Below are 22,478 nucleotides of genomic sequence, written 5' to 3'. Positions count from 1 at the left end.
AAGCCGCCCACGCCGGTGGCCCGGCCGCGGGCGGCGCGCCTGCCCGCGGCGCTTACATGCTGCCCTTGGCCTCGCCCGAGGCGGTACCGGCACCCTTGGCGGCGCCCGCCTTGGCCGGCCTGGCCTCGCCCTTGGCGGCTATCGCGGCGCCCTCCTTCGCCTTGCCGTTCACCTGCAGGCCGGCTTCCGACAGCTTGGCGGCCTTCTTGTCGCCCATGCCCTTGACCCGCTTCTGCAGGTCGGCCCAGTCCTTGAACTCGCCCTTGCTGCGCTCGTCCAGGATGGCTTTCGACATGCTCGGGCCCACGCCCTTCACCCCATCGAGGGCGGCGGCATCGGCCTTGTTGACATCCACCTGGGCGAAGGCGAAGCCGGCCGAGGCGGCCAGCGCGGCAATTGCGAGCATCAGTTTCTTGATCATGTGGTCTCCATAGTCGTGACAGGTACAGGAACGGCGAATGCCGTCCAGCGCGCTTAACGTCCGGGAGTCAGTACTGTTGACCTGTTACGGTCGAGCCGGATCAAGCGCCGACTGTGCCGCGAAACCGACACTGCCAATACTGCGTGTTGAAGTTTTCGCACAGCCGTGAAAGCATCTGGTTTTCCCAGGAAGCCGTCCGGAGCTGGCCATGCCAAGACTGTTCTTGCTGCTCGTTCTCCTGTGCGCCTGCGGCGCGGCCGCCGCCTTTGACGCGCCGCGCGAGCCGCTGCAGACCGTCGAGGTCAAGGGGCCGCGCTCGCGCCTGGTGCCCTACCGCGACCTGTTCTATCCGATGGCCAAGGCGGTGCAGCAGGCCCTGGGCGGGCGCGCCGCGCTGGCCGTGCAGTTGCGCCCGACGCACCAGGCCGTGCGCATCGAGGACCTCCAGGTCTGGCTCGAAGGCGAACACGAAACGATGCCGGTCGCGCGCCGCGCCGACGGCCTGTTCATGGTGCCCGTGAACGAGCGCCTGGCCGAGGACCATGGCCACTTCCTGATCAACCGGCGCAGCGAGGACCTGTCGGTCAACCTGGTGCTGGTGCCGACGCTGCCGCGCGAGGCCTGGACCATCGGCGCGATGCGCCACCTGCTCGAAGACGCGCGCGGCGCGGTCGGCAAGTTGCTGCCCTGGTACCAGAAGCCGATGGTGTGGGCGGTGACGCGCAAGCTGGGCGTCTCGGTCTGCAGCCGCCTGCGCGACGTGCCGGTCGCGCTGCTCGATGGCGATCGGGTCGTCGCGACGCTGCATACGAGCAAGGAATTGCGCAACCATGCGCAGGAGACGGTGTTTTGCCACCGCTTCGACGGCAGGGAGAATTATCCGGAAAGTACGCGGGTGGTGATTCCGGAGGATGGGGAGGTGTTGTTGATGTGACGGATTTCGCGTCGGGCGGCGTTCGTTGCCGGTGTTTCGATATGCCGGCGTTGTACGCGTGGGTTCGAGAACCCACCCTACGAAAACCGGTTTTGCGCGGCGGCGCCTGAGAATCGCCGTTGTAGGGTGGGTTCTCGAACCCACGCGTTTCGACTGATGCTCAGCCGAAACGCCATTCAGGTGCCGGCGCCGATACGTCCGCGCTTCACGCCCCGAACAACTCCTCGCGCGTGACGGTCGCCGTCCCCAGCTTGCCGACCACGATCCCGCCCGCCCGGTTCGCGGTCGCCAGCGCCACGTCCAGCGGCGCGCCGGCGCCCAGCATGGCCGCCATGGTCGCGATCACGGTGTCGCCGGCGCCGGAGACGTCGAACACCTCTCGCGCATCCGCATGCACGTGCAGCACTTCGTGGTCCGTGTACAGGCTCATGCCCTCTTCCGAGCGCGTCAGCAGCAGCGCTTCCAGGCCGAGTTCGGTGCGCAGCGCCTGCGCCTTGGCAGTGAGCTGGTCCTCGCTCTTCCAGTTGCCGACGATGCGGCGCAGTTCCGACTTGTTCGGGGTCAGGATGGTCGCGCCGGCGTACATCGAGAAATCGTCGCCCTTCGGGTCGACCATCACGATCTTGCCGGCCGCGCGCGCCTCGCGGATCATCTCGGCCACGTTCACCAGGCTGCCCTTGTTGTAGTCCGAGAAGATCAGGACGTCGTAGTCCGGCAGCAGGGCCCGGAACTGGGTCAGCTTGTCGCGCAGCACGGTCTCGGTCGGCGCATCCTCGAAGTCGATGCGCACCATCTGCTGCTGGCGGCCGATGACGCGCAGCTTGATGATGGTGGAGATCGCCTCGTCGCGCTTGAGGTAGCTGTGGATGCTGGAGTCGCGCAGCAGCGCGTCGACCTGCTCGCCCGCCTCGTCCTTGCCGACCACGCCCAGGAGGCCGCTGTGCGCGCCCAGCGCGGCGGCGTTGCGCGCGACGTTGGCGGCGCCGCCCAGGCGTTCCTCGCGGCGCTCGATGCGCACCACCGGCACCGGCGCTTCCGGCGAGATGCGCGAGACGTCGCCGAACCAGTAGCGGTCGAGCATGACGTCGCCGACCACCAGCATGCGCACGTGGTCGAGCCGGGGGGCGGGGTTGGCGAGGTAGTCTCCTGCGGCCAGCAGGCGGGATGGGATGGCAGTGCTCATGGCGTGTGGGTGCGATGCGAAGTGGAGCGATACGAAACGAGACCGGGCCGCCCTGCTGTGGCGGCCCGGCGGGCGTCAGTTCATGACGTTGAGTTCTTCGGTGCGGCGCGGCGGGTAGGTTTCCCACTGGCTGCATCCCGGGCACTGCCAGTAATACTGGCGCGCCTTGAAGCCGCAGTGGCCGCACTGGTAGCGCGCCAGCTTGGCGGTGTAGCCGTGGATCAGGTTCTTCACCATCGAGAGCTCTTCCCAGACATGGGCCGGGGCATCCATCAGGCGCGCCTCGAGCAGCTTGTCCAGGCCCAGCAGGGTCGGGTTGCGGCGCAGCTCGTCCACCACCAGCTGGTGCGCGGCATCGACGCCGTCGAGCTCGATCACGGCCTTGAAGATCACCTCGATCAGGTCGATCGACGAGGCTTCCGTCAGGTAGGAACGCAGCAGCTTGACGCCTTCCTGCGGACGGCCGACGCGGCGGTAGCCGTCCATCAGGCGGCCGGCGACCAGGGCCACGTGCGGCACGCTCTGGTGCTCGACACGCTTCCAGACCGTCAGCGCGCCCTCGACGTCGCCCTGGGCCAGCAGCGCGTCGCCCAGCAGCATGGTGGCGCGCACGCTGTTGCGGTCGGCGTGCAGGGCCTTGTCCAGCAGCGCCAGGGCATCGGCGTTATCGTTGCGCACCAGCGCGTCCTGGGCCAGCTCGCAGTAGAACTGGGCGATTTCCTTCTGGCGCGCGCCGGCGCCCGAGGACTGCAGGCCGGTGGCGGCATCGATCGCGCGGCTCCATTCCTTTTCGCGCTGGTAAATCTCGAGCAACGCGCGCCGTGCCTGCACCGAATACGAGCTTTCGACCAGGCCGTTGAAGGTTTCCTCGGCGCGGTCGAGCAGGCCGGCCTTCAGGTAGTCCATGCCCAGCTCGTACTGGGCCTGGGTGCGCTGTTCCAGCGGCAGGTCGGGACGCGCCAGCAGGTTCTGGTGGACGCGGATGGCGCGCTCGATCTCGCCGCGGCGGCGGAACAGGTTGCCCAGCGCAAAGTGCATGTCGGCCGTTTCCGGATCGAGCGTGACGATCTCGATGAAGGCGTCGATGGCCTTGTCCGGCTTGTCGTTGAGCAGGTGGTTCAGGCCGCGGAAATAGGCGCGCGGCAGGGTGCGCGACTCGGACAGGAGTTGGCGGATGTCAACCCGGGCGGCGATCCAGCCCAGGCCAAAGAAGAAAGGAATGGCCAGCAGCCACCAGAGTTCAGCTTCCATGGTTTCTTTTTATGTTCGTTAGCGCCGTATGGCGCATGGTATCAACGCGGCGCGGCCGGGCGTGGCGCCGGCTGGGTACGGCCAGGCGCGACGGCATCCGCGGCCGGCTGGGCAGCGCCGGTGCCGGCGGCGCTCTGCAGGGCCTGGATGGTGTTCTTGTGCTGCGAGGCTTCGCGGCGGTGACGGAACACGGTCGGCGTCACGGCCAGGATCCCGAGCGCGGCGCCGGCAATGAAAAACGCCAGCAGCATCAGCACCAGGGGACCACGCAGCTCGTAGTTCAGGAAAAAGTGCAGGTCGACCGCCTGCGTGTTCTTCAGCGCGAAGCCGAAAAACAGCACGAACAGGATAAATCCCGCAATGGTGGAGACGAATTTCATCGGGTGATGTTGCCGGTGTGTGCAAAGGCGCAGTGTCGCATATCTGCAATTTTATTTCAAAGCGTAGGGTGGGCACCCCGTGCCCACGCGTAACGTTCACATGGTGTTGGCGCATCAAACCGCATGGTGTTGGCGTATAAACATGGGCCAACAATGTTCATCGTTCACGCGTGGGCACGGGGCGCCCACCCTACGGTTCTCACACCGCTGGACGAAAAAAAACGGCATCCTCGCGGATGCCGTTTTGTCTGCGCGCCGGCAGACGACTCAGTCTTCGATGATCGGTTGCCCGACCATCGCATCCACCCGCTCGCGCAACTGCTTGCCGGGCTTGAAGTGGGGCACCCGTTTTTCAGGCACCATCACCTTGTCGCCGGACTTCGGGTTGCGTCCGATGCGGGGCGGACGGCTGTTGAGCGCGAAACTGCCGAAACCACGGATCTCGATGCGCTGGCCGGTAGCCAAAGCGTTGGTCATCGCATCGAGGATGGTCTTGACAGCGTACTCCGCATCCTTGGCGACCAGCTGAGAATAACGCTCAGCCAGTCGTGCAATCAGCTCGGACTTGGTCATCTGGTCGCCTCGTCAGGATAGACCTTGCTTAGTTCTTGTTGTCGAACTTGGCTTTCAGCAGGGCGCCCAGGCTGGTGGTGCCCGATGCGGCGCTGCTGTCCGAAGCCAGCTTCTGCATTGCTTCCTGGGTCTCGACATTGTCTTTCGCCTTGATCGACAGCTGGATGCTGCGAGCCTTGCGATCGATGTTGATGACCAGCGCTTCGACCTTGTCGCCAACCTTCAGGTGGGTGCCGGCATCTTCCACGCGGTCGCGCGAGATTTCCGAAGCACGCAGGTAGCCTTCGACTTCTTCGTTCAGCTGGATTACGGCGCCCTTCGGCTCGACCGACTTGACGGTACCGGTGACCAGCGAACCCTTGTCGTTCAGGGCTGCGAAGTTGTTGAACGGGTCGCCTTCCAGCTGCTTCACGCCCAGCGAAACACGCTCGCGCTCGACGTCGATGGCCAGAACAACGGCTTCCAACTCGTCGCCCTTCTTGAAGCGGCGCACGGCCTCTTCGCCCGGCTCGGTCCACGACAGGTCCGACAGGTGCACCAGGCCGTCGATGTTGCCCGGCAGGCCGATGAACACGCCGAAGTCGGTGATCGACTTGATCGAACCCTTGACCTTGTCGCCCTTCTTGTGGGTCATGCCGAAGTCGTCCCAAGGATTGGCCTTGCACTGCTTCATGCCCAGCGAGATACGACGACGCTCTTCGTCGATTTCCAGGACCATGACTTCGACTTCGTCGCCCAGCTGGACAACCTTGTTCGGAGCCACGTTCTTGTTGGTCCAGTCCATTTCCGACACGTGCACCAGGCCTTCGATGCCCTGCTCGACTTCGACGAATGCGCCGTAGTCGGTCAGGTTGGTGACTTTACCGAACAGGCGGGTGCCTTGCGGGTAACGACGCGACAGGCCGGTCCAAGGATCGTCGCCCAGCTGCTTGACGCCCAGCGAGACGCGGTTCTTTTCCTGATCGTACTTGAGGACCTTGGCGGTGATTTCCTGGCCAACCGACAGCACTTCCGACGGGTGACGCACGCGACGCCATGCCAGGTCGGTGATGTGCAGCAGGCCGTCGATGCCGCCCAGGTCGACGAACGCACCGTAGTCGGTGATGTTCTTGACGACGCCGGTGACGACGGTGCCTTCCTTCAGCGTTTCCATCAGCTTCGCACGCTCTTCGCCCATCGATGCTTCGATGACGGCGCGACGCGACAGCACGACGTTGTTACGCTTGCGGTCCAGCTTGATGACCTTGAATTCGAGGGTCTTGCCTTCGAACGGGGTGGTGTCCTTGACCGGACGGGTGTCGACCAGCGAACCCGGCAGGAATGCGCGGATGCCGTTGGTCAGGACGGTCAGGCCGCCCTTGACCTTGCCGTTGACGGTGCCGGTGACGATCTCGCCCGACTCCATTGCTTTTTCCAGAGCCAGCCACGATGCCAGGCGCTTGGCCTTGTCGCGCGACAGGATGGTATCGCCGAAACCGTTTTCCAGCGATTCGATGGCCACGGAAACGAAGTCGCCAACTTGGACTTCCAGTTCGCCCTGGTCATTCTTGAATTCTTCGATAGGAATGAAAGCTTCCGACTTCAGGCCGGCGTTGACGATCACGAAGTTGTGATCCAGGCGCACGACTTCAGCGGAAATGACTTCGCCCGAGCGCATGTCTTGACGCGACAGCGATTCCTCGAAGAGGGCGGCAAAGCTTTCCATACCGGATGCTTGGGTGGTTGCAGTAGACATAGGTTATTTACAGGTTAGCCAGCAGGACGGCAATACGCGGCCTGAACTGGGTCAAGTTGAACATCACCGGCGCGGCAACATTGCCAACACCGGCACCACAAAATTACAGCTGCGACGACAACGTCGCCTTACAACAGTGCGTTCCAATGCAGCACTTGTTCTACTGCCTCATCGACCGTCATCTCGGACGTGTCGAGGATGTACGCACCCTCCGCCGGCACCAGCGGGGCGACGCTGCGATGGGTATCGCGTGCATCGCGCGCCTGCAAATCCGCCAGCAGATCGTCCATATTAGCAGAAAATCCTTTGCCAATCAATTGCTTATACCGGCGTTCCGCACGTGCCTCAACGCTTGCCGTCAGAAACACTTTTAGGCGGGCATTCGGGAAGATGACGGTGCCCATGTCGCGCCCGTCGGCCACCAGGCCGGGCGCCGTGCGAAAGCCCAGTTGCAGGGCGTAGAGCGCCTGGCGCACGCCGGGCAGCGCCGCGATCTTCGATGCGTTGTTGCCCACTTCCTCGGCGCGGATCAGGGCGCCGACCTCCTCGCCATCGAGGAAGATGCCGTCGCCCGTGAAGCGCACGGGCAACTGCGCCGCCAGGTTCGCCACGCCGTGCTCGTCAGCCAGGTCGACGCCGGCGCGCATGGCGGACAAGGCGGTCAGGCGGTACAGCGCGCCCGAATCGAGCAGGTGATAACCGAGCCGGTCGGCGACGCGGGCGGCCACGGTGCCCTTGCCGGAAGCGGTCGGGCCATCGATCGTGATGACGGGAATGTGGGAATTTGGCATTTTTCTTTTTACCTGGCTACGCGCTGGACGCGCGGTTGATTCATTTTTCTAAAACAGTTCGTTGCGAGCAATGCCCGCGAAAGCCTCGAAATAATCGGGGAAGGTCTTGGCCACGCATTTCGGATCGTTGATGCGCATCGCGTTGCCGCGCCGCGCCTTGCCGTCCAGCGAGGCGAGCGAGAAGCACATCGCCATGCGGTGGTCGTCGTAGGTATCGATCGTTGCCGGCAGCAGTTCGTGCGGCGGCGTGATGCGGATGTAGTCCGCGCCCTCCTCCACGATCGCGCCGAGCTTGCGCAGTTCGAGCGCCATCGCCGCGAGGCGGTCGGTTTCCTTCACGCGCCAGCTGGCGATGTTGCGCAGCGTGCTGGTGCCGTCGGCGTACAGCGCGGCCACCGCGATCGTCATGGCGGCATCGGGAATATGGTTGAAGTCGGCGTCGATGGCTTTCAATACGCCGTTCGAGCGCGCCTCGATCCAGTTCTCGCCGCGCGTGATGGTCGCGCCCATGCGCTCGAGGGCGTCGGCAAAGCGCACGTCGCCCTGGATGCTGTTCTCCCCCACCCCTTCGACCCGCACCGGACCGCCGGCAATCGCGCCGGCCGCCAGGAAGTAGGAAGCCGAGGATGCGTCGCCCTCGACATGGATGCTGCCCGGCGAGGCATAGCGCTGGCCCGGCTGCACGGTGAACGATGCCCAGCCGTTCTGGTCTACCTGGACGCCAAAGCGCCGCATCAGGTTCAGGGTGATCTCGATGTAGGGCTTGGAGATCAGCTCGCCGACCACGTCGATGGTCACCGCATGGCCGCGCGCCATCAGCGGGGCGGACATCAACAGCGCGGTCAGGAACTGGCTCGACACGTTGCCGCGCACCGCGATGCGGCTGGCGTGAATGTGGCCGCGCCGGATGCGCAGCGGCGGAAAGCCCTGCTCGCCCGTGTACTCGATCTGGGCGCCGACCTCGTTCAGGGCGTCGACCAGGTCGCCGATCGGGCGCTCGTGCATGCGCGAGACGCCATGCAGCGTGTAGTCGCCGCCGATCACGGCCAGGGCCGCGGTCAGCGGACGGATCGCGGTGCCGGCGTTGCCCATGAAAAGGTCGGCCTCATGGTTCGGCAATACCCCACCGTTGCCATGCACCAGGATGGTGCGTTCGTCGATTTCTTCCCACTTGATGCCGAGCGCGCGCAGCGCGCCCAGCATGACCATGGTGTCGTCCGAGGCCAGCAGGTCGTGGATCGTGGTGTCGCCCTCGGCCAGCGCGGCCAGCAGCAGCGTGCGGTTCGAGATGCTTTTCGAGCCCGGCAGGCGCACCGTGCCCTCGACGTGCATGACGGGTTCGAGGTCGATGTGCTGCGGGTAGTGTTTTTGCTGCGTCATTTACTTTCCTGATTCGGGGCCCGGCGGCGGCTCGTTCGCCTCAATGGCATTGCCCCAGGCGCGGCGGGCGTGCTGGGCGTTGTCGAAGACCGCCTCCAGGCCGGCACTGTCGCCGGCCGCGAGCAGCCCGCGCAATGCGGTCAATTGTGCCAGATATGCATCGAGCTCGGTGAGCAGTGCGTCGCGGTTGGCCAGGCTGATGTCGCGCCACATCTCGGGCGACGAGCCGGCGATGCGGGTGAAGTCGCGGAAGCCGCTGGCGGCGTACTGGAACAGCAGGTCCGCGTGCGGCTTCTTCGCGATGTCGTCGACCAGCGCATAGGCCAGCAGGTGCGGCAGGTGGCTGACGGCGGCGAACACGGCGTCGTGCTGTCCGGGCGTGAGCGTGTGGATGACGGCGCCGCACAGGCGCCAGGCGGCGGCCACCAGCCCGACGTCGCCCGCGGAATTTTCCGGCAGCGGCGTGATCACGGTCTTCTTGCCGCGATACAGCCCGGCCAGCGCGGCGTCCGGTCCGTTCGATTCGCGCCCGGCGATCGGGTGGCCCGGCACGAACTGCCTGACGCGCTCGCCCAGCACGGCGCGCGCCGCCGCCACCACGTCGCCCTTGGTACTGCCGGCGTCCGTGATCACGGTGCCCGGCTCCAGGTGTGGCAGCAGCGCGGCCAGGATGGGCCCGGTCTGGGCCACGGGCGCGGCCAGCAGCACCAGGTCGGCGCCGGCCATGGCCTGTTGCGGCGAGTCGGCGACGGCGTCGACGATGCCCAGTTCCAGCGCGCGCGCCATCGCTTCAGGCGAGCGGCCCATGCCGACGACTTCGCGCACCGCGCCCGCCTCCTTCAGGGCAAGCGCGAACGAGCCGCCGATCAGGCCGACGCCGACGATGACGACCTTGCCCAGCATTTAGCCCAGGGCTTTCTTCAACGCCTCGATGAAGGTTGCGTTCTCTTGCGGCAGGCCGATCGAGATGCGCAGCCACTGCGGCAAGCCGTAGGCCGCCACCGGGCGCACGATCACGCCCTGCTTCAAGAGCGCCAGGTTGACGCGGGCGCCGGCGCCGTCGTCGTCGCCCACGCGCACCAGCACGAAGTTGCCGAACGAGGGCACGTACTCCAGGCCCAGCTCATCAAATGCGGCAGTCAGCTGCTGGTAGCCGGCGAAGTTGTTTTCCGCGCCACGGGCCAAAAATTCCTTGTCGTTCAGCGCGGCGATTGCGGCGGCCTGGGCCAGCGAGTTGACGTTGAAAGGCTGGCGGATACGGTTCATCAGGTCGGTCACCGCCGGCTGGGCGATGGCGAAGCCCACGCGCAGGCCGGCCAGGCCGTAGGCCTTGGAGAAGGTGCGCGAGACGATCAGGTTCGGGTACTTGCGCACCCAGGCGCTCGATTCGAACTGGTGCTCGGGCGCCAGGTATTCGTTGTAGGCCTCGTCCAGCACGACGACGACGTTGGCCGGCACCTTGTTCAGGAAGGCTTCGATCTGCTCGGCGCCAATGAAGGTGCCGGTCGGGTTGTTCGGGTTGGCGACGTAGACCAGGCGCGTGTCCGGTTCGATGGCGGCGGCCATGGCGTCGAGGTCGTGGCCGTAGTTCACGGCCGGCACCACGATGGCGCGGCCGCCCACGCCTTGCGTGGCCAGCGCGTACACCGCGAACGAGTACTGCGAGAACACCACCGACTCGCCCTTCTGGACGAAGGCGTGGGCGGCGATTTCCAGGATGTCGTTGCTGCCGTTGCCGAGAGTGATCCAGTCGCTCGGGACGTCGTAGCGCGTCGACAGCGCGGCCTTCAATTCGAAGCCGTTCGCGTCCGGATAGCGCCCCAGCTCGGCCGCGGCCTGGGCCATCGCGGCCTTGCTCGATTCGGGCACGCCGAAGGGGTTCTCGTTGGAGGCGAGCTTGACGATGGTGGCTTCGTCGAGACCGAACTCGCGGGCGACTTCAGCGATGGGTTTGCCGGCCTGGTAAGGGGCGATGGCACGAACGTAGTCTGGACCGAATTGCGTCATTGGTTTCGTCTCACAAAAATAGAAATTAAAGGCCGACCGGGTAGGAACCGAGCAGCTTGAAGAAGGCGGCGTTGTGCTGGAGCTCGGCCAGCGCGCTGGCGACGGCAGGATCCTGGCGGTGGCCTTCGATGTCGACGTAGAAGTAATACTCCCAGGCGCCGGTGCGCGCCGGGCGCGACTCGAAGCGCGACATCGACACGCCGTGCTTCGCCAGCGGCGCCAGCAGATTGTAGACCGCGCCGGCGCGGTTCGGCACCGCCAGCACCAGCGAGGTGCGGTCCTTGCCCGACGGGGTGGTCGCGTGCTGGCCGATCACGACAAAACGCGTGCGGTTGTGCGGGTCATCCTGGATGTGGGCCTGGACCACGCCCAGGTCGTACTGCTCGCCCGCCATCTCGCTGGCAATCGCCGCGATCGCCGGGTCGCGGCTGGCCTGCAGGGCCGCTTCGGCGTTCGAGGCGACCGCGCGCCGCTCGATGTTCGGATAATGCAGGTTGAGCCAGACCTGGCACTGGGCCAGCGCCTGCGAGTGGGCGCAGATCAGCTTGACGCCGTCCATGCCGCCGCTCTTGCTCATCAGGCTGTGGTGGACCGGGATCGAGACCTCGCCGCTGATCACGGTCGTGGTGGCGAGCATCAGGTCGAGCGTGCGGTTGACCGCGCCTTCGGACGAATTCTCGACCGGAACCACGCCGAAGTCGGCGCTGCCGGCCTCGGTGGCGCGGAACACCTCGTCGATCGAGGCGCATGGCAGGCCTTCGACGGCGCGCCCGAACTGCTGGTAGACGGCCTGCTCGCTGAAGGTGCCGGCCGGGCCGAGGTAGGCGACGGTGACGCGCTTCTCTAACGCGCGGCAGGCCGACATGACCTCGCGGAAGATGGTCTGCAGGTCGTGGCTGTTGAGCGGCCCGCCGTTGCGCTCGGCAACGCCGCGCAGCACCTGGGCTTCGCGCTCGGGGCGGAACACGGGGGCGTCGGTCTCGGCCTTCACGTGGCCGACTTCCTGGGCCAGGCGGCCTCGCCGGCTCAAGAGGTCGAGGATTTGCGCGTCGATCGCATCGATCTGTTCGCGCAGGGGTTTGAGTTTGTCGTTCATTGTTGTGCTAACTAAATGGCTATATCCGTCATCGTTTGCGTGGTCGGGCGGCGGCAATCACCGACAACTTCGCCCCGTAGGGTGGGCACTCGTGCCCACGCGGTCTCATCGGTCGATATGCGGCGGCTTCGTCGATGGCGTCCGGTCGATGCGATGACGGACAGTGGGCATGCGCCGAACACGATATCCAGACGCAACCGCCGCACCGCGTGGGCTCAAGAGCCCACCCTACGAAAGGCAATCGCCTTAACGCCCCGCAAACTCGTTCAAATAATCGACCAGTGCCTGCACACCTTCGATCGGCATCGCGTTGTAGATCGATGCCCGCATTCCGCCGACGGACTTGTGGCCCTTCAGTTGCAGCAGCCCGCGCGCCTTGGCGCCGGCCAGAAATTGTTCGTTCAGCGATTCGTCGCGCAGGTAGAACGGTACGTTCATGCGCGAGCGGTTTTCGGGCGCCACCCGGTTCCGGTAGAAATCGTCGGCGTCCAGCGCCGCATACAACAGGCGCGCCTTCTCGATATTACGCTGTTCCATGGCCGCGACGCCACCCTGGGCCTTCAGGTGGGCAAATACCAGGCCGGCGATATAGATCGCATAGGTCGGCGGCGTGTTGAACATCGACTCGTGCTCGGCCACGGTCTTCCAGTGGAAGGCCGAGGGGCAGATGGCCAGCGCGTGCTCGAGCAGGTCTTCGCGCACGATCACCAGGGTCAGGCCCGCCGGGCCGATGTTCTTCTGGGCGCCGGCGAAGATCACGCCGTACTTCGAGACGTCGATCCGGCGCGACAGGATGTGCGAGGACATGTCGGCCACCAGCGGCACGCCGTCCGCCGGTTCCGGCACGAAGTCGTACTCGACGCCGTCGATGGTTTCGTTGGTGCAGACGTGCAGGTAGGCGGCGCCGTCGGTCAGCTTCCATTCGCCCTGCGGCGGCACGCGGGTGAAGCCCTCGGCCTGGCTGGAAGCGGCGACGTTGACGTTGGCGTAGCGCGCCGCTTCCTTGATCGACTTGCCGGACCAGGAGCCGGTGTGGACGAAGTCGATCGTCGCCGGTTCCCGCACGCGGCCGAGCAGGTTCAGGGGAACGATGGCGTTCTGGCCCAGGCCGCCGCCCTGCATGAACAGGATCTTGTAGTTGGCCGGCACCGCGAGCAGCTCGCGCAGGTCGGCCTCGGCCTGTTTATAGATCGAGATGAACTCGGGACCACGGTGACTCATCTCCATGACCGACATGCCGCTGCCGTGCCAGTCGAGCATGTCGGCGGCCGCCTGCCGCAGCACTTCCTTCGGCAGTACCGCCGGGCCGGCGGAGAAGTTGAAGATCTGGGTCATCGTGGTCCTTTCGTTCTTTATTTCTTGGCGCTGTCCTGCGTCAGCGATTGCATGAGCTTGTTGATGCGCGGGGCGACGATCTGGTTGCTGATCGCCATGCTCTCGCCCATCAGCTTCGGCGTCGTCGCCAGCATCTTCTGGCCGATCGGGCTCTGGTAGAAGGCATTCATCTGGCGCACCTCCTCCAGCGTATAGGTGTTGGCGTACAGCGGCACCATGGCGTCGAGCATTTCCTCTATCAGGGCCGGGTCGGCAAACACCGAGCGGATGGCCGCGCTGATCCGCGGGATCGCCTTTTCCAGCTCGGCCAGCTTGGCCTGCTTCGCCGCGGCGTCGAGCTTTGGATCGTTGTCGATGGCGGCGGCGGCGCCGGTGCGGATGTTCTGCGGCAGGCTCGCTTCCATCTGGGCGACGGTGGCCGTCATCAGCTCGCGGTACTTCATCGACTCGAACATCGAACGCACCGCGGCGCCGACCTGCGGATCGACCGCCGGAGCGGCGACGGCGGGCGCAACGCCCGAGATGGCGATCACGGTAGCGAAAGCGGCAAGGAATTTCTTCATGTTGTAGTCTCTTTCAAGTGCCGGCTCTGGCGGCCGGTTGGTCATGCAGGAATAAAAAAACCGCCTGCCGCGCGTCCCCATCGAGGTGCGCCCGGCAAGCGGCCTTCACGACAACAACGAATACGGCCGGGACAGATCGAATCAAGTATCGTGGTTCGCATCATGCCCGGCCCTACCCTCATTGCGGCGGTTGTTCGAGCTCGACTTCCTCGAGATCGGTCTCGACGATGCGCTGCAGGCCCGACAGCTTGGTGCCGTCCTCGACCGCGATCAGGGTCACGCCCTGGGTCGCGCGGCCCATCTCGCGGATCTCCGACACGCGGGTGCGGATCAGCACGCCGCCGGTGGTGATCAGCATGATCTCATCGTTGGCGTCGACCAGGGTCGCTGCCACGACTTTACCGTTGCGCTCGGACTGCTGGATCGCGATCATGCCCTTGGTGCCGCGGCCGTGGCGGGTGTATTCAAGGATCGGGGTACGCTTGCCGAAGCCGTTCTCGGTGGCGGTGAGCACCGACTGCTGCTCGTTCTCGGCCACCAGCAGCGCGATCACGTTCTGGCCCTCTTCCAGGTTCATGCCGCGCACACCGCGCGCGGTACGGCCCATCGGGCGCACGTCGTTCTCGTCGAAACGCACGGCCTTGCCGCCGTCCGAGAACAGCATCACGTCGTGCTCGCCGTCGGTCAGGGCGGCGCCCACCAGCACGTCGCCCTCGTCCAGGTCGACCGCGATGATGCCGGCCTTGCGCGGGTTGCTGAAGTCCTTCAGCGGGGTCTTCTTGACCGTGCCCAGCGAGGTCGCCATGAACACGTAATGGTCTTCCGGGAAGGTGCGGTTTTCGCCCGACAGCGGCAGCACCACGGTGATCTTCTCGCCGTCCTGCAGCGGGAACATGTTCACGATCGGCTTGCCGCGCGAGTTGCGCGAGCCCTGCGGCACTTCCCACACCTTCAGCCAGTACAGGCGGCCGCGGTTCGAGAAGCACAGGATGTAGTCGTGGGTGTTGGCGATGAACAGCTGGTCGATCCAGTCCTCGTCCTTGGTCGCCATCGCCTGCTTGCCGCGGCCGCCGCGCTTCTGGGCGCGGTACTCGGAAATCGGCTGCGACTTCATGTAGCCGGTGTGCGAGAGCGTGACCACCATGTCCTGCGGCGTGATCAGGTCTTCGGTTTCGAGGTCGCTGGCGTTGTGCTCGATGGCCGAGCGGCGCGCGTCCTTGCCGTTCTCGGTGTAGTCGCTCTTGATCTGCGCCATCTCGTCGCTGATGATGGTCGTGACGCGCTCGGGCTTGGCCAGGATGTCGAGCAGGTCGGCGATGTGGGCCATCACTTCCTTGTACTCGTTGACGATCTTGTCCTGCTCCAGGCCGGTCAGGCGCTGCAGGCGCATCTGCAGGATTTCCTGGGCCTGCTCGTCGGACAGCTTGTACATGCCGTCCTGCTGCATGCCGTAGTGCTTCGGCAGGTGCTCGGGGCGGAAGGCCTCGATGCCGCCGGCGGCGCCGGTCTCGGTGCGGTTCAGCATTTCGCGCACCAGCGACGAATCCCAGGCGCGCCCCATCAGCTCGACCTTCGCCACCGGCGGCGTCGGCGCGGCCTTGATGATGGCGATGAAATCGTCGATGTTGGCCAGCGCGACCGCCAGGCCTTCCAGCATGTGGCCGCGCTCGCGCGCCTTGCGCAGCTCGAACACGGTGCGGCGGGTGACCACTTCGCGGCGGTGCGACAGGAAGCACTCGAGCATCTGCTTGAGGTTCAGCAGCTTCGGCTGGCCGTTGACCAGGGCCACCATGTTCATGCCGAAGGTGTCCTGCAGCTGGGTCTGCTTGTACAGGTTGTTCAGCACCACTTCCGGCACTTCGCCGCGCTTGAGTTCGATGACGACGCGCATGCCCGATTTATCCGACTCGTCGCGGATGTCGGAGATGCCTTCCAGCTTCTTCTCGCGCACGTTCTCGGCGATGCGCTCGAGCAGCGACTTCTTGTTCACCTGGTACGGCAGCTCGTCGATGATGATGGCCACGCGGCCGCCATCCTTGCCGTATTCCTCGAAGTGGGTCTTGGCGCGCATCACGACGCGGCCGCGGCCGGTGCGGTAGCCGTCGCGCACGCCCGAGACGCCGTAGATGATGCCGGCGGTCGGGAAGTCCGGCGCCGGGATCAGCTCGATCAGCTCGTCGATGGTGCAGTCCGGGTTGCGCAGCAGGTGCTGGGCGCCGTTGATGACTTCCGATAAATTGTGCGGCGGGATGTTGGTCGCCATGCCGACCGCGATGCCGGAGGAACCGTTGATCAAGAGATTGGGGATCTTGGTCGGCAGGACCGTCGGTTCCTTTTCCTTGCCGTCGTAGTTCGGCTGGTAGTCGACCGTGTCCTTGTCGATGTCGGCCAGCAGCTCGCTCGAGATGCGGTCCAGGCGGCATTCCGTGTAACGCATCGCCGCGGCGCTGTCGCCGTCGATCGAACCGAAGTTACCCTGGCCGTCGACCAGCGTGTAGCGCAGCGAGAAATCCTGCGCCATGCGCACCAGCGTGTCGTAGATCGACGAGTCGCCGTGCGGGTGGTACTTACCCATGGTGTCGCCGACCACGCGCGCGCACTTGACGTACGGGCGGTTGTGCGCGTAGTTACTTTCGTGCATCGAATACAGGACGCGGCGGTGCACCGGCTTCAGGCCATCGCGCACATCCGGCAGCGCACGGCCCACGATCACGCTCATCGCGTAATCGAGATAGCTCTTGCGCATCTCTTCTTCGAGGGAAATTGGGACTGTTTCTTTTGCGAATTGATCCATTGGGCGGGTCGACTGCTTTCAGGCTGTGGTTATGAGTTACAAGCGAAGGATTTTACCATGGGCGCCCCGCCGCAGCGTAAATCGTAGGCAATAGCAGCTGCCTGCCGACCGCGCACAATTGACGCTTTGACACATGCTTGTCATAAACATTCGTCAAGCTTGCGTGCGCTGCCAATAGATTGTTGCGCGGAAACAACGAGAGAAATTATGATGCACCGCAATTGGGCGCCCCGCATTCGTGCGTCTCTAGCGTATGTGGCAAAATGGACGAGAAGTTAATTGCTTGTTTCACAATGCGAAACGGACGCAACCGTACGAATGTTAATATTCTGCTTACGTCGCTGCGAATAGCTCATGTTTCGCAACGGGAAGATATAAAACCGAAAGGAAGAAAAATATGAAGAAGATTGCAACCCTCATGCTCGCAGCTTCGGCGGCGATCGCCGGCAGCGCCCTGGCCCAGAGCGCGCCGCCGTACGCTCCGCTGACGACCGACATCCAGGCGAACAAGCCGTACAGCGCCTACGTCCAGGACAGCCGCGGCGTGATCGCGCGCGATCCTTTCGGCCTGTGCTGGCGTACCGGCTACTGGACCCCGGCCGACGCGGTCCCGGGCTGCGACGCGCCGCTGTGCGTCCCGCCTGAGAAACTGGAAAACGGCAAGTGCGTCGCTCCGCCGCCGCCGCCGGTCGCCGCGCCTGCTCCGGCACCTGCCCCGGCTCCGGCCCCGGCACCGGTTCCGACCTCGGAAAAAGTGAGCTACTCGGCTGATGCATTCTTCGACTTCGACAAGGCCGTCCTGAAGCCGGAAGGCAAGGCTGCGCTCGACGAGCTGACCTCGAAGCTGGGCGACATGAACCTGGAAGTCATCATCGCCGTCGGCCACACCGACTCGATCGGCACCGATGCCTACAACGACAAGCTGTCGATCCGCCGCGCCGAAGCCGTCAAGGCCTACCTGCAAGGCAAGGGCGTCGATGCAAACCGCATCTACACCGAAGGCAAGGGCGAGAAGCAGCCGGTCGCCGACAACAAGAGCTCGGCTGGCCGCGCGAAGAACCGCCGCGTCGAGATCGAAGTGGTCGGTACTCGTACCCGCCAGCAGTAATCTCCAGCCCCGCCAGCCTCGCTGGATGCTGTGACCGAACCCCGCTGCGGCGGGGTTTTTTTCGTCCTGTGTATTTTGTACCTCGCAGCGGAGTATTTCCCGCTATTATTCCGACCTATGACTACGAACGCCGACCCTCTTGAAATCTCGAAATTCAGCGAACTGGCCCACCGCTGGTGGGACCCGACTTCCGAATTTCGCCCACTCCACGAAATCAACCCGCTGCGCCTGGAATGGATCAACGCGCGCGCGCCGCTGGCCGGCAAGAACGTGATCGACATCGGTTGCGGCGGCGGCGTGCTGTCCGAGTCGATGGCGCGCAAGGGCGCGAAAGTAACCGGCATCGACCTGTCGAAGAAGGCCCTGAAGGTGGCCGACCTGCACAGCCTGGAATCGGGCGTCGAAGTCCGCTACAAGCACATCGCGGCCGAAGAGATGGCCGAGGCCGAGCCGGGCCAGTTCGACGTCGTGACCTGCATGGAAATGCTCGAGCACGTGCCGGACCCGGCCTCGATCGTGCGCGCCGCCACTACCCTGGTGAAGCCGGGCGGCAAGGTCTTCTTCTCGACCATCAACCGCAACCCGAAGGCCTACCTGCTGGCCGTGATCGGCGCCGAGTACGTGTTGCGCATGCTGCCGCGCGGCACCCACGACTACGGCAAGTTCATCACGCCGGCCGAGCTGTCGCAGTTCGCCCGCGCCGCCGGCCTGCAGGTCGACGGCATGAAGGGCCTGAGCTACAACCCGCTCACCAAGATCTATTCGCTCAACAACGACACCGACGTGAACTACATGGTGGCGTGCACCCGACCGCTCGACTGAACGATTCCCGACCATGAGTTCCCTTGCTGTGATGCCGGCCCCGCGCGCCGTCCTGTTCGACCTCGACGGCACCCTGGCCGACACCGCGCCCGACCTGGCCGCGGCCGTCAACTGGCTGCGCACCGAGCGCGGCCTCGAACCGACCCCGTACACTATCCTGCGCCCGACCGCCTCGGCCGGCGCGCGCGGCATGATCGGCGCCGCCTTCGGCCTCGCCCCCGGCGACGAGGGCTACGAGGAATTGCGCCTGCAATGGTTCGACCGCTACCAGGACAACATGGCGGTCGAGAGCACCCTGTTCGAGGGCGTCGACGCACTGTTGCAGGGCATCCTGGACGCCGGCATGGCCTGGGGCGTGGTCACCAACAAGCCGGCGCGCTTCACCGACCCCTTGATTCCGCAAATCCGGCTCGACCACGCGGGCTGCATCGTGTCGGGCGACACCATGCCCTTCGCCAAGCCCCATCCGGCCCCGCTGCTCGAAGGCGCCCGCCGTCTCGGCATCGCCCCCGAGCACTGCTGGTACGCCGGCGACGACCTGCGCGACATCGAAGCCGGCCGCGCCGCCGGCATGGTGACCGTCGCCTGCGCCTGGGGCTACTGCGGCGCCGTCGAACCCTCGACGTGGGGCGCCGACTTCCTCTGCGCCACCCCGCTCGAGCTGCTCGACCTGCTACTCTCGCTGGCCCCCGCCAACGTGCGCACCGCCTCGGTCGCCTGACCGCAGGGTGGGCGGGTTCCCCGCCCACGCGTCCAACCGGCGGACGCGCATCCGCGCCGCCTCCTGCTCACAATCTCGCTATAGCCCCGTAGGGTGGGGTCGTTGACGCGGCCGACCTCAATGACGAATGTGCCCACCGCTCGCCCGCACCGCCATCGCATGGCCACGCCTTACGCTTACATCTGATTACGACTGATACAGCCCAGTGTCTACCATGTAACAGTGCCTTTCGTTAATCTGCATCCATCGAACAACGCAACATCACGAGGAGCAGAGAACATGACCACCACCAACCGCATTCACCCCCTGATGGCCGCCGCAGCCGCTTCGGTAGTCATTGTCAGCCTGACCGGCGCCGCCGCCATCGCAGGCCTGCTGCCAAGCTCGCGCAGCGCCCCGGAAGCCCAGCCCGCGCTGACCCCGACCGCCGCCCTGCCGCTGGCCGCCGGCCAGGGCCTCGCCCCGGCCGCCCAGCTGCAGCAAGCCGCCCTGCCGGTCCAGCCGGTGGTGGTGAGCGCAGCGCCAGGCACGACGACCTACGTGCAGGCAGCGAATCTCCCGGCCGGCAGCGCCGCCCCGATGGTGGTGGTGAAGCAGGAACCGGCGCCGGTGGTGAAGCAGACCGTGATCAAGGAAACAGTGGTGCAGAAACCGCGCGTGGCCGAGCACCGCCCTGCCCCGCAACCGGTCCGCTACGCCGAGCCTGCCTACCGCGCCGCGCCGCCGGCCCCGACGCCCGCACCGGTGCAGCAAGGCCCGAACTACGTCGGCGTCGCCACCGGCGCCGTCATCGGCGGCCTGATCGGCAACCAGGTCGGCGGCGGCAACGGCAAGAAACTGGCGACCCTGGCCGGCGTCATCGGCGGCGGCTACGTCGGCAACGAGATCGCCAAGCGCAACGGCCAATAAGCTGGCCAGCCGTGAGGAACCGGGGTTGAAAAACCGCGGTTCCACCCCAGATAGGTGGTGTCGCACCGATGGCACGAAGGTTTGAAACAGATCTTCACGCCACGGAGCGAAGGGTGCATCCGACCGTACTCCCGGGTGCACTTGACACGAGTTTGGAGTACAATGAAGTTTCTTTCGTTGGGGGGCGACCTGGTTTCGACGTGGGTTGCAAAGCAGCGCAGGGCATACCGAGGGCTGGTTACCTCGTAAATACACCCAGAAATCAATAACTGCAAACGATAACTCGTACGCACTCGCAGCCTAATCGCTGCTAGCTCTACACTACCTCGCCTCTGGGGTGGGCCGCAAGGCAAGTAGAGTCATTTACAGAGGCTAGGAATCACTTGGGTCACTTGGGTGCTTCCGAAATTTAAGGTGACTCGCTTGTACAAAGGGTGCACATCCCCGTTGTCCAGGTTAAATTAATTGATAGTGCTAAGTATGTAGAACTGTCTGTAGAGTGCTTGCGGACGAGGGTTCGATTCCCTCCGCCTCCACCAGTATTCAAAAACAAAGCCCCGCCGGCGCAAGCCGGTGGGGCTTTGTTTTTGAATACTTGCTTTTGAGTCGAGGGAGTCGAATCCTCGTCCGGTACGGACGAGTGGGGTGAGCAGGGAATTCGAACTGCGTAGCAGTGAGCCTGCGAACGCCTTTGCGCATGCAGGCGCAAAGGCGAGCAGGGGTTTCGAGCTGCGCAGCAGCGAGCCTGCGAGCGACCGTGCGCCTCCGGGCGCGCGGGCTCTCCGATTCGGCTGACTAAAGGGAAATCGCGCAGCGATTTCTTGCCTTTCGCCTCCACAAGCGCCAACACATTACCGGGGCGCTCAGCGCTTGACCTACCGCCCCCAAACGATTGACCCCACCCAACTTGAAGTAACACAACAAAGCCAGAATGCCCCCTCACCACGACGGAGGCACCATGGCAACGGACTACTACCTGCAGCTGGATGGCAATAAAGGCGAGTCGACGGACTCAAAGCACACCGCTTGGATCGAGTGCACCTCGGTCAACTGGTCCATCACCCAGCCCAAAAGCGCAACGGCATCGACCGGCGGTGGCCACACTGCGGAGCGTGCCGAGCTCAGCGAAATCAGTATTACCAAGCTGGTTGACTTGGCCTCGCCAATCCTGGCGCAGGTCTGCGCCTGCGGGAAGACGATCCCCAAAGCCAAGCTGGAAATGCAGCGCGCCGACGGCGCCGGCGAGCCGGTCAAGTATTTCGAGGTTGAGCTGGAAAACGTCCTGATCGCGCACATCGCACCGAGCTTCGGAGGCGGCGATTTCCCCGGCGAGAGCCTGGGCCTGAAATTCTCAAAGGTCCGCTGGAAGTACACGCAGCAGAAGATCGGCGGCGGCAGCAACGGCAATACCGCCGGCGGCTGGGACCTGGCCACAAACAGGATTGCGTGATGCGCGCGCCGATCCTGTTCGGGCTCCTGGTGGTCGCGCCCTGCATCGCCCAGCCGGGTGCGCCGGCGCCACAGATGACCGGCGAGGCTCTGGTCAAGCTGATGGGTAATGTGGACCCAGCGGACGTGTCGTGGTCACCTGAAAGCCCGTTCCGCACGCGTGCGATCGCCGCTGACTACATCGACATGTCGAACGGCGAGCTGGTGCGCGGCTTCATCCAGGGCGTGCATGACGCAACCCGGGGCAAGGAGTGGTGCCCTGGCGCGCAGGTCTCCCCATTGCCACACGAAATGGATGCGGACGCCCGGCACACGCTGCAGCGCCTGCCGGCCGCCGAGCTCCGCCGCGGCGCCGCAGAGCTCATCGTCGCAGTCTGGCGCAAGACCTGGCCCTGCCCGGCAAACCAGCGGAGACCACGATGAAGGTACCGTATGCCAAGTTGCGGATGCACTTCCCGGATACCGACAGCGTCGGCCGAGAGGAGCTCTATCACTGGATCGGGTATCCGGAGAATATCACCGACCCAAACTTCTACAACACATGCGCGATCCGCATGAGCCTCGCACTCCTCGGCGCCGGCTACCCCAACTCCGGCAGATGGCCGATCAAGGCCGGGAAATACAAAGGCCGGTCCATCGAGACGCGGCAACGCGCCCTGAGCGCATGGCTGGTGCGCAAAGTCGGGCAGCCCGTTAAATTCAAGAGCGGCCAGGAGGCCGAGCGCGCGATCGGAAGCCAGCAGGGCATCGTTTCCTTCTTCAGCATCTATGGCGACCAGAATCCTCAGGGCCACATCGCCATCGTGTGAAGGGATCGTTGGGGCCGGTATCTCCGCTGCGGAAATGAGATCGACGGCACGGCAACTGGCTGCTACTGGTCATCGCGCGAGGTATGGTTCTGGCCGCTGAAGTGACATCCCTTAGGTGCTCTGGCTATATGCTGATCAACGATTACTACATCGTCCTGCGATTCTGTGGAGGCGAGGCGGAGTTAGAGGACAATGACCCGTCGCATTGACGTTGCAT

At 64.9% G+C, this 22,478-nt stretch carries 22 protein-coding genes and 1 other RNA gene; 9 read left to right on the top strand and 14 right to left on the bottom strand.

Annotation, left to right across the window (positions count from 1 at the left end):
• Positions 1-52 precede the first annotated feature (52 nt).
• On the bottom strand, positions 53-421 hold the full coding sequence (locus RT688_RS13710; protein ID WP_313705413.1) for a helix-hairpin-helix domain-containing protein: 369 nt from the start codon (positions 419-421) through the stop codon (positions 53-55).
• Positions 422-629: 208 nt separating this feature from the next.
• Between RT688_RS13710 and RT688_RS13705 the strand changes: the two genes are divergently transcribed.
• Positions 630-1,355: a hypothetical protein gene (locus tag RT688_RS13705; RefSeq protein WP_313705412.1), complete on the top strand. Its 726-nt coding sequence runs from the start codon at positions 630-632 to the stop codon at positions 1,353-1,355.
• 205 nt (positions 1,356-1,560) lie between these two features.
• Here RT688_RS13705 and rfaE1 read toward each other — a convergent pair whose 3' ends face one another.
• The 13 genes from rfaE1 to gyrA form a co-directional block, all read right to left on the bottom strand.
• Positions 1,561-2,538 (bottom strand): D-glycero-beta-D-manno-heptose-7-phosphate kinase, encoded by a 978-nt coding sequence (gene rfaE1, locus RT688_RS13700; protein WP_313705411.1) that lies wholly within the window; start codon positions 2,536-2,538, stop codon positions 1,561-1,563.
• A 75-nt stretch (positions 2,539-2,613) separates the two neighbouring features.
• Positions 2,614-3,789, bottom strand: a complete 1,176-nt coding sequence (gene lapB, locus RT688_RS13695; protein WP_313705410.1) for a lipopolysaccharide assembly protein LapB — start codon at positions 3,787-3,789, stop codon at positions 2,614-2,616.
• A gap of 41 nt (positions 3,790-3,830) precedes the next feature.
• On the bottom strand, positions 3,831-4,169 hold the full coding sequence (locus RT688_RS13690) for a LapA family protein (protein ID WP_313705409.1): 339 nt from the start codon (positions 4,167-4,169) through the stop codon (positions 3,831-3,833).
• 267 nt (positions 4,170-4,436) lie between these two features.
• Complete coding sequence (locus RT688_RS13685; RefSeq protein ID WP_056344442.1) at positions 4,437-4,742, bottom strand: integration host factor subunit beta; 306 nt, start codon at positions 4,740-4,742, stop codon at positions 4,437-4,439.
• Positions 4,743-4,770: 28 nt separating this feature from the next.
• Positions 4,771-6,447: a 30S ribosomal protein S1 gene (rpsA, locus tag RT688_RS13680; protein ID WP_312549002.1), complete on the bottom strand. Its 1,677-nt coding sequence runs from the start codon at positions 6,445-6,447 to the stop codon at positions 4,771-4,773.
• Positions 6,448-6,605: 158 nt separating this feature from the next.
• The gene (gene cmk / locus RT688_RS13675; RefSeq protein WP_313705408.1) at positions 6,606-7,268 is read right to left on the bottom strand and encodes a (d)CMP kinase; all 663 of its coding nucleotides are present in this window, start codon (positions 7,266-7,268) and stop codon (positions 6,606-6,608) included.
• 48 nt (positions 7,269-7,316) lie between these two features.
• The gene (aroA, locus tag RT688_RS13670) at positions 7,317-8,648 is read right to left on the bottom strand and encodes a 3-phosphoshikimate 1-carboxyvinyltransferase (RefSeq protein WP_313705407.1); all 1,332 of its coding nucleotides are present in this window, start codon (positions 8,646-8,648) and stop codon (positions 7,317-7,319) included.
• A complete protein-coding gene (locus RT688_RS13665) occupies positions 8,649-9,551 on the bottom strand; it encodes a prephenate dehydrogenase/arogenate dehydrogenase family protein (RefSeq protein ID WP_313705406.1) in 903 nt (300 codons plus the stop codon).
• On the bottom strand, positions 9,552-10,655 hold the full coding sequence (gene hisC / locus RT688_RS13660; protein ID WP_313705405.1) for a histidinol-phosphate transaminase: 1,104 nt from the start codon (positions 10,653-10,655) through the stop codon (positions 9,552-9,554).
• 25 nt (positions 10,656-10,680) lie between these two features.
• On the bottom strand, positions 10,681-11,751 hold the full coding sequence (gene pheA / locus RT688_RS13655) for a prephenate dehydratase (RefSeq protein ID WP_313705404.1): 1,071 nt from the start codon (positions 11,749-11,751) through the stop codon (positions 10,681-10,683).
• A 246-nt stretch (positions 11,752-11,997) separates the two neighbouring features.
• Positions 11,998-13,086 carry a 3-phosphoserine/phosphohydroxythreonine transaminase gene (serC, locus tag RT688_RS13650; protein WP_313705403.1) on the bottom strand — a complete coding sequence of 363 codons (1,089 nt, stop codon included), beginning with the start codon at positions 13,084-13,086 and terminating at the stop codon, positions 11,998-12,000.
• 17 nt (positions 13,087-13,103) lie between these two features.
• Positions 13,104-13,649, bottom strand: a complete 546-nt coding sequence (locus RT688_RS13645) for a DUF2059 domain-containing protein (protein ID WP_313705402.1) — start codon at positions 13,647-13,649, stop codon at positions 13,104-13,106.
• Positions 13,650-13,827: 178 nt separating this feature from the next.
• Positions 13,828-16,443: a DNA gyrase subunit A gene (gene gyrA, locus RT688_RS13640; protein WP_313705401.1), complete on the bottom strand. Its 2,616-nt coding sequence runs from the start codon at positions 16,441-16,443 to the stop codon at positions 13,828-13,830.
• A 397-nt stretch (positions 16,444-16,840) separates the two neighbouring features.
• On the opposite strand from gyrA, the gene ompA reads away from it, so the two are divergent.
• The 8 genes from ompA (at position 16,841) to RT688_RS13600 (ending at position 22,261) form a co-directional block, all read left to right on the top strand.
• A complete protein-coding gene (ompA, locus tag RT688_RS13635) occupies positions 16,841-17,551 on the top strand; it encodes an outer membrane protein OmpA (RefSeq protein ID WP_313705400.1) in 711 nt (236 codons plus the stop codon).
• Between the two features lie 117 nt (positions 17,552-17,668).
• A complete protein-coding gene (gene ubiG, locus RT688_RS13630) occupies positions 17,669-18,373 on the top strand; it encodes a bifunctional 2-polyprenyl-6-hydroxyphenol methylase/3-demethylubiquinol 3-O-methyltransferase UbiG (protein ID WP_313705399.1) in 705 nt (234 codons plus the stop codon).
• 13 nt (positions 18,374-18,386) lie between these two features.
• The gene (locus RT688_RS13625) at positions 18,387-19,094 is read left to right on the top strand and encodes an HAD-IA family hydrolase (RefSeq protein ID WP_313705398.1); all 708 of its coding nucleotides are present in this window, start codon (positions 18,387-18,389) and stop codon (positions 19,092-19,094) included.
• A gap of 279 nt (positions 19,095-19,373) precedes the next feature.
• Positions 19,374-20,003 carry a glycine zipper 2TM domain-containing protein gene (locus tag RT688_RS13620; protein WP_313705397.1) on the top strand — a complete coding sequence of 210 codons (630 nt, stop codon included), beginning with the start codon at positions 19,374-19,376 and terminating at the stop codon, positions 20,001-20,003.
• A 180-nt stretch (positions 20,004-20,183) separates the two neighbouring features.
• Positions 20,184-20,542, top strand: a transfer-messenger RNA (tmRNA) gene (gene ssrA / locus RT688_RS13615).
• A gap of 419 nt (positions 20,543-20,961) precedes the next feature.
• Complete coding sequence (locus RT688_RS13610; RefSeq protein ID WP_313705396.1) at positions 20,962-21,453, top strand: type VI secretion system tube protein Hcp; 492 nt, start codon at positions 20,962-20,964, stop codon at positions 21,451-21,453.
• Complete coding sequence (locus RT688_RS13605) at positions 21,453-21,875, top strand: Rap1a/Tai family immunity protein (protein ID WP_313705395.1); 423 nt, start codon at positions 21,453-21,455, stop codon at positions 21,873-21,875. The genes RT688_RS13610 and RT688_RS13605 overlap by 1 nt, the downstream gene beginning before the upstream one ends.
• Complete coding sequence (locus RT688_RS13600) at positions 21,872-22,261, top strand: T6SS effector amidase Tae4 family protein (protein ID WP_313705394.1); 390 nt, start codon at positions 21,872-21,874, stop codon at positions 22,259-22,261. The genes RT688_RS13605 and RT688_RS13600 overlap by 4 nt, the downstream gene beginning before the upstream one ends.
• Positions 22,262-22,478 lie beyond the last annotated feature (217 nt).

Source organism: Massilia sp., from assembly GCF_032106685.1.
GTDB lineage: Bacteria > Pseudomonadota > Gammaproteobacteria > Burkholderiales > Burkholderiaceae_D > Telluria.
The sequence above is the reverse complement of the archived record's forward strand: the minus strand, read 5'-3'. Positions and strand labels throughout refer to the sequence as shown.

Coding starts and splice junctions, on each gene's coding strand:
- RT688_RS13710 (WP_313705413.1), bottom strand. CDS start 421: ATGATCAAGAAACTGATGCTCGCAATTGCCGCGCTGGCCGCCTCGGCC.
- RT688_RS13705 (WP_313705412.1), top strand. CDS start 630: ATGCCAAGACTGTTCTTGCTGCTCGTTCTCCTGTGCGCCTGCGGCGCG.
- rfaE1 (WP_313705411.1), bottom strand. CDS start 2,538: ATGAGCACTGCCATCCCATCCCGCCTGCTGGCCGCAGGAGACTACCTC.
- lapB (WP_313705410.1), bottom strand. CDS start 3,789: ATGGAAGCTGAACTCTGGTGGCTGCTGGCCATTCCTTTCTTCTTTGGC.
- RT688_RS13690 (WP_313705409.1), bottom strand. CDS start 4,169: ATGAAATTCGTCTCCACCATTGCGGGATTTATCCTGTTCGTGCTGTTT.
- RT688_RS13685 (WP_056344442.1), bottom strand. CDS start 4,742: ATGACCAAGTCCGAGCTGATTGCACGACTGGCTGAGCGTTATTCTCAG.
- rpsA (WP_312549002.1), bottom strand. CDS start 6,447: ATGGAAAGCTTTGCCGCCCTCTTCGAGGAATCGCTGTCGCGTCAAGAC.
- cmk (WP_313705408.1), bottom strand. CDS start 7,268: ATGCCAAATTCCCACATTCCCGTCATCACGATCGATGGCCCGACCGCT.
- aroA (WP_313705407.1), bottom strand. CDS start 8,648: ATGACGCAGCAAAAACACTACCCGCAGCACATCGACCTCGAACCCGTC.
- RT688_RS13665 (WP_313705406.1), bottom strand. CDS start 9,551: ATGCTGGGCAAGGTCGTCATCGTCGGCGTCGGCCTGATCGGCGGCTCG.
- hisC (WP_313705405.1), bottom strand. CDS start 10,655: ATGACGCAATTCGGTCCAGACTACGTTCGTGCCATCGCCCCTTACCAG.
- pheA (WP_313705404.1), bottom strand. CDS start 11,751: ATGAACGACAAACTCAAACCCCTGCGCGAACAGATCGATGCGATCGAC.
- serC (WP_313705403.1), bottom strand. CDS start 13,086: ATGACCCAGATCTTCAACTTCTCCGCCGGCCCGGCGGTACTGCCGAAG.
- RT688_RS13645 (WP_313705402.1), bottom strand. CDS start 13,649: ATGAAGAAATTCCTTGCCGCTTTCGCTACCGTGATCGCCATCTCGGGC.
- gyrA (WP_313705401.1), bottom strand. CDS start 16,443: ATGGATCAATTCGCAAAAGAAACAGTCCCAATTTCCCTCGAAGAAGAG.
- ompA (WP_313705400.1), top strand. CDS start 16,841: ATGAAGAAGATTGCAACCCTCATGCTCGCAGCTTCGGCGGCGATCGCC.
- ubiG (WP_313705399.1), top strand. CDS start 17,669: ATGACTACGAACGCCGACCCTCTTGAAATCTCGAAATTCAGCGAACTG.
- RT688_RS13625 (WP_313705398.1), top strand. CDS start 18,387: ATGAGTTCCCTTGCTGTGATGCCGGCCCCGCGCGCCGTCCTGTTCGAC.
- RT688_RS13620 (WP_313705397.1), top strand. CDS start 19,374: ATGACCACCACCAACCGCATTCACCCCCTGATGGCCGCCGCAGCCGCT.
- RT688_RS13610 (WP_313705396.1), top strand. CDS start 20,962: ATGGCAACGGACTACTACCTGCAGCTGGATGGCAATAAAGGCGAGTCG.
- RT688_RS13605 (WP_313705395.1), top strand. CDS start 21,453: ATGCGCGCGCCGATCCTGTTCGGGCTCCTGGTGGTCGCGCCCTGCATC.
- RT688_RS13600 (WP_313705394.1), top strand. CDS start 21,872: ATGAAGGTACCGTATGCCAAGTTGCGGATGCACTTCCCGGATACCGAC.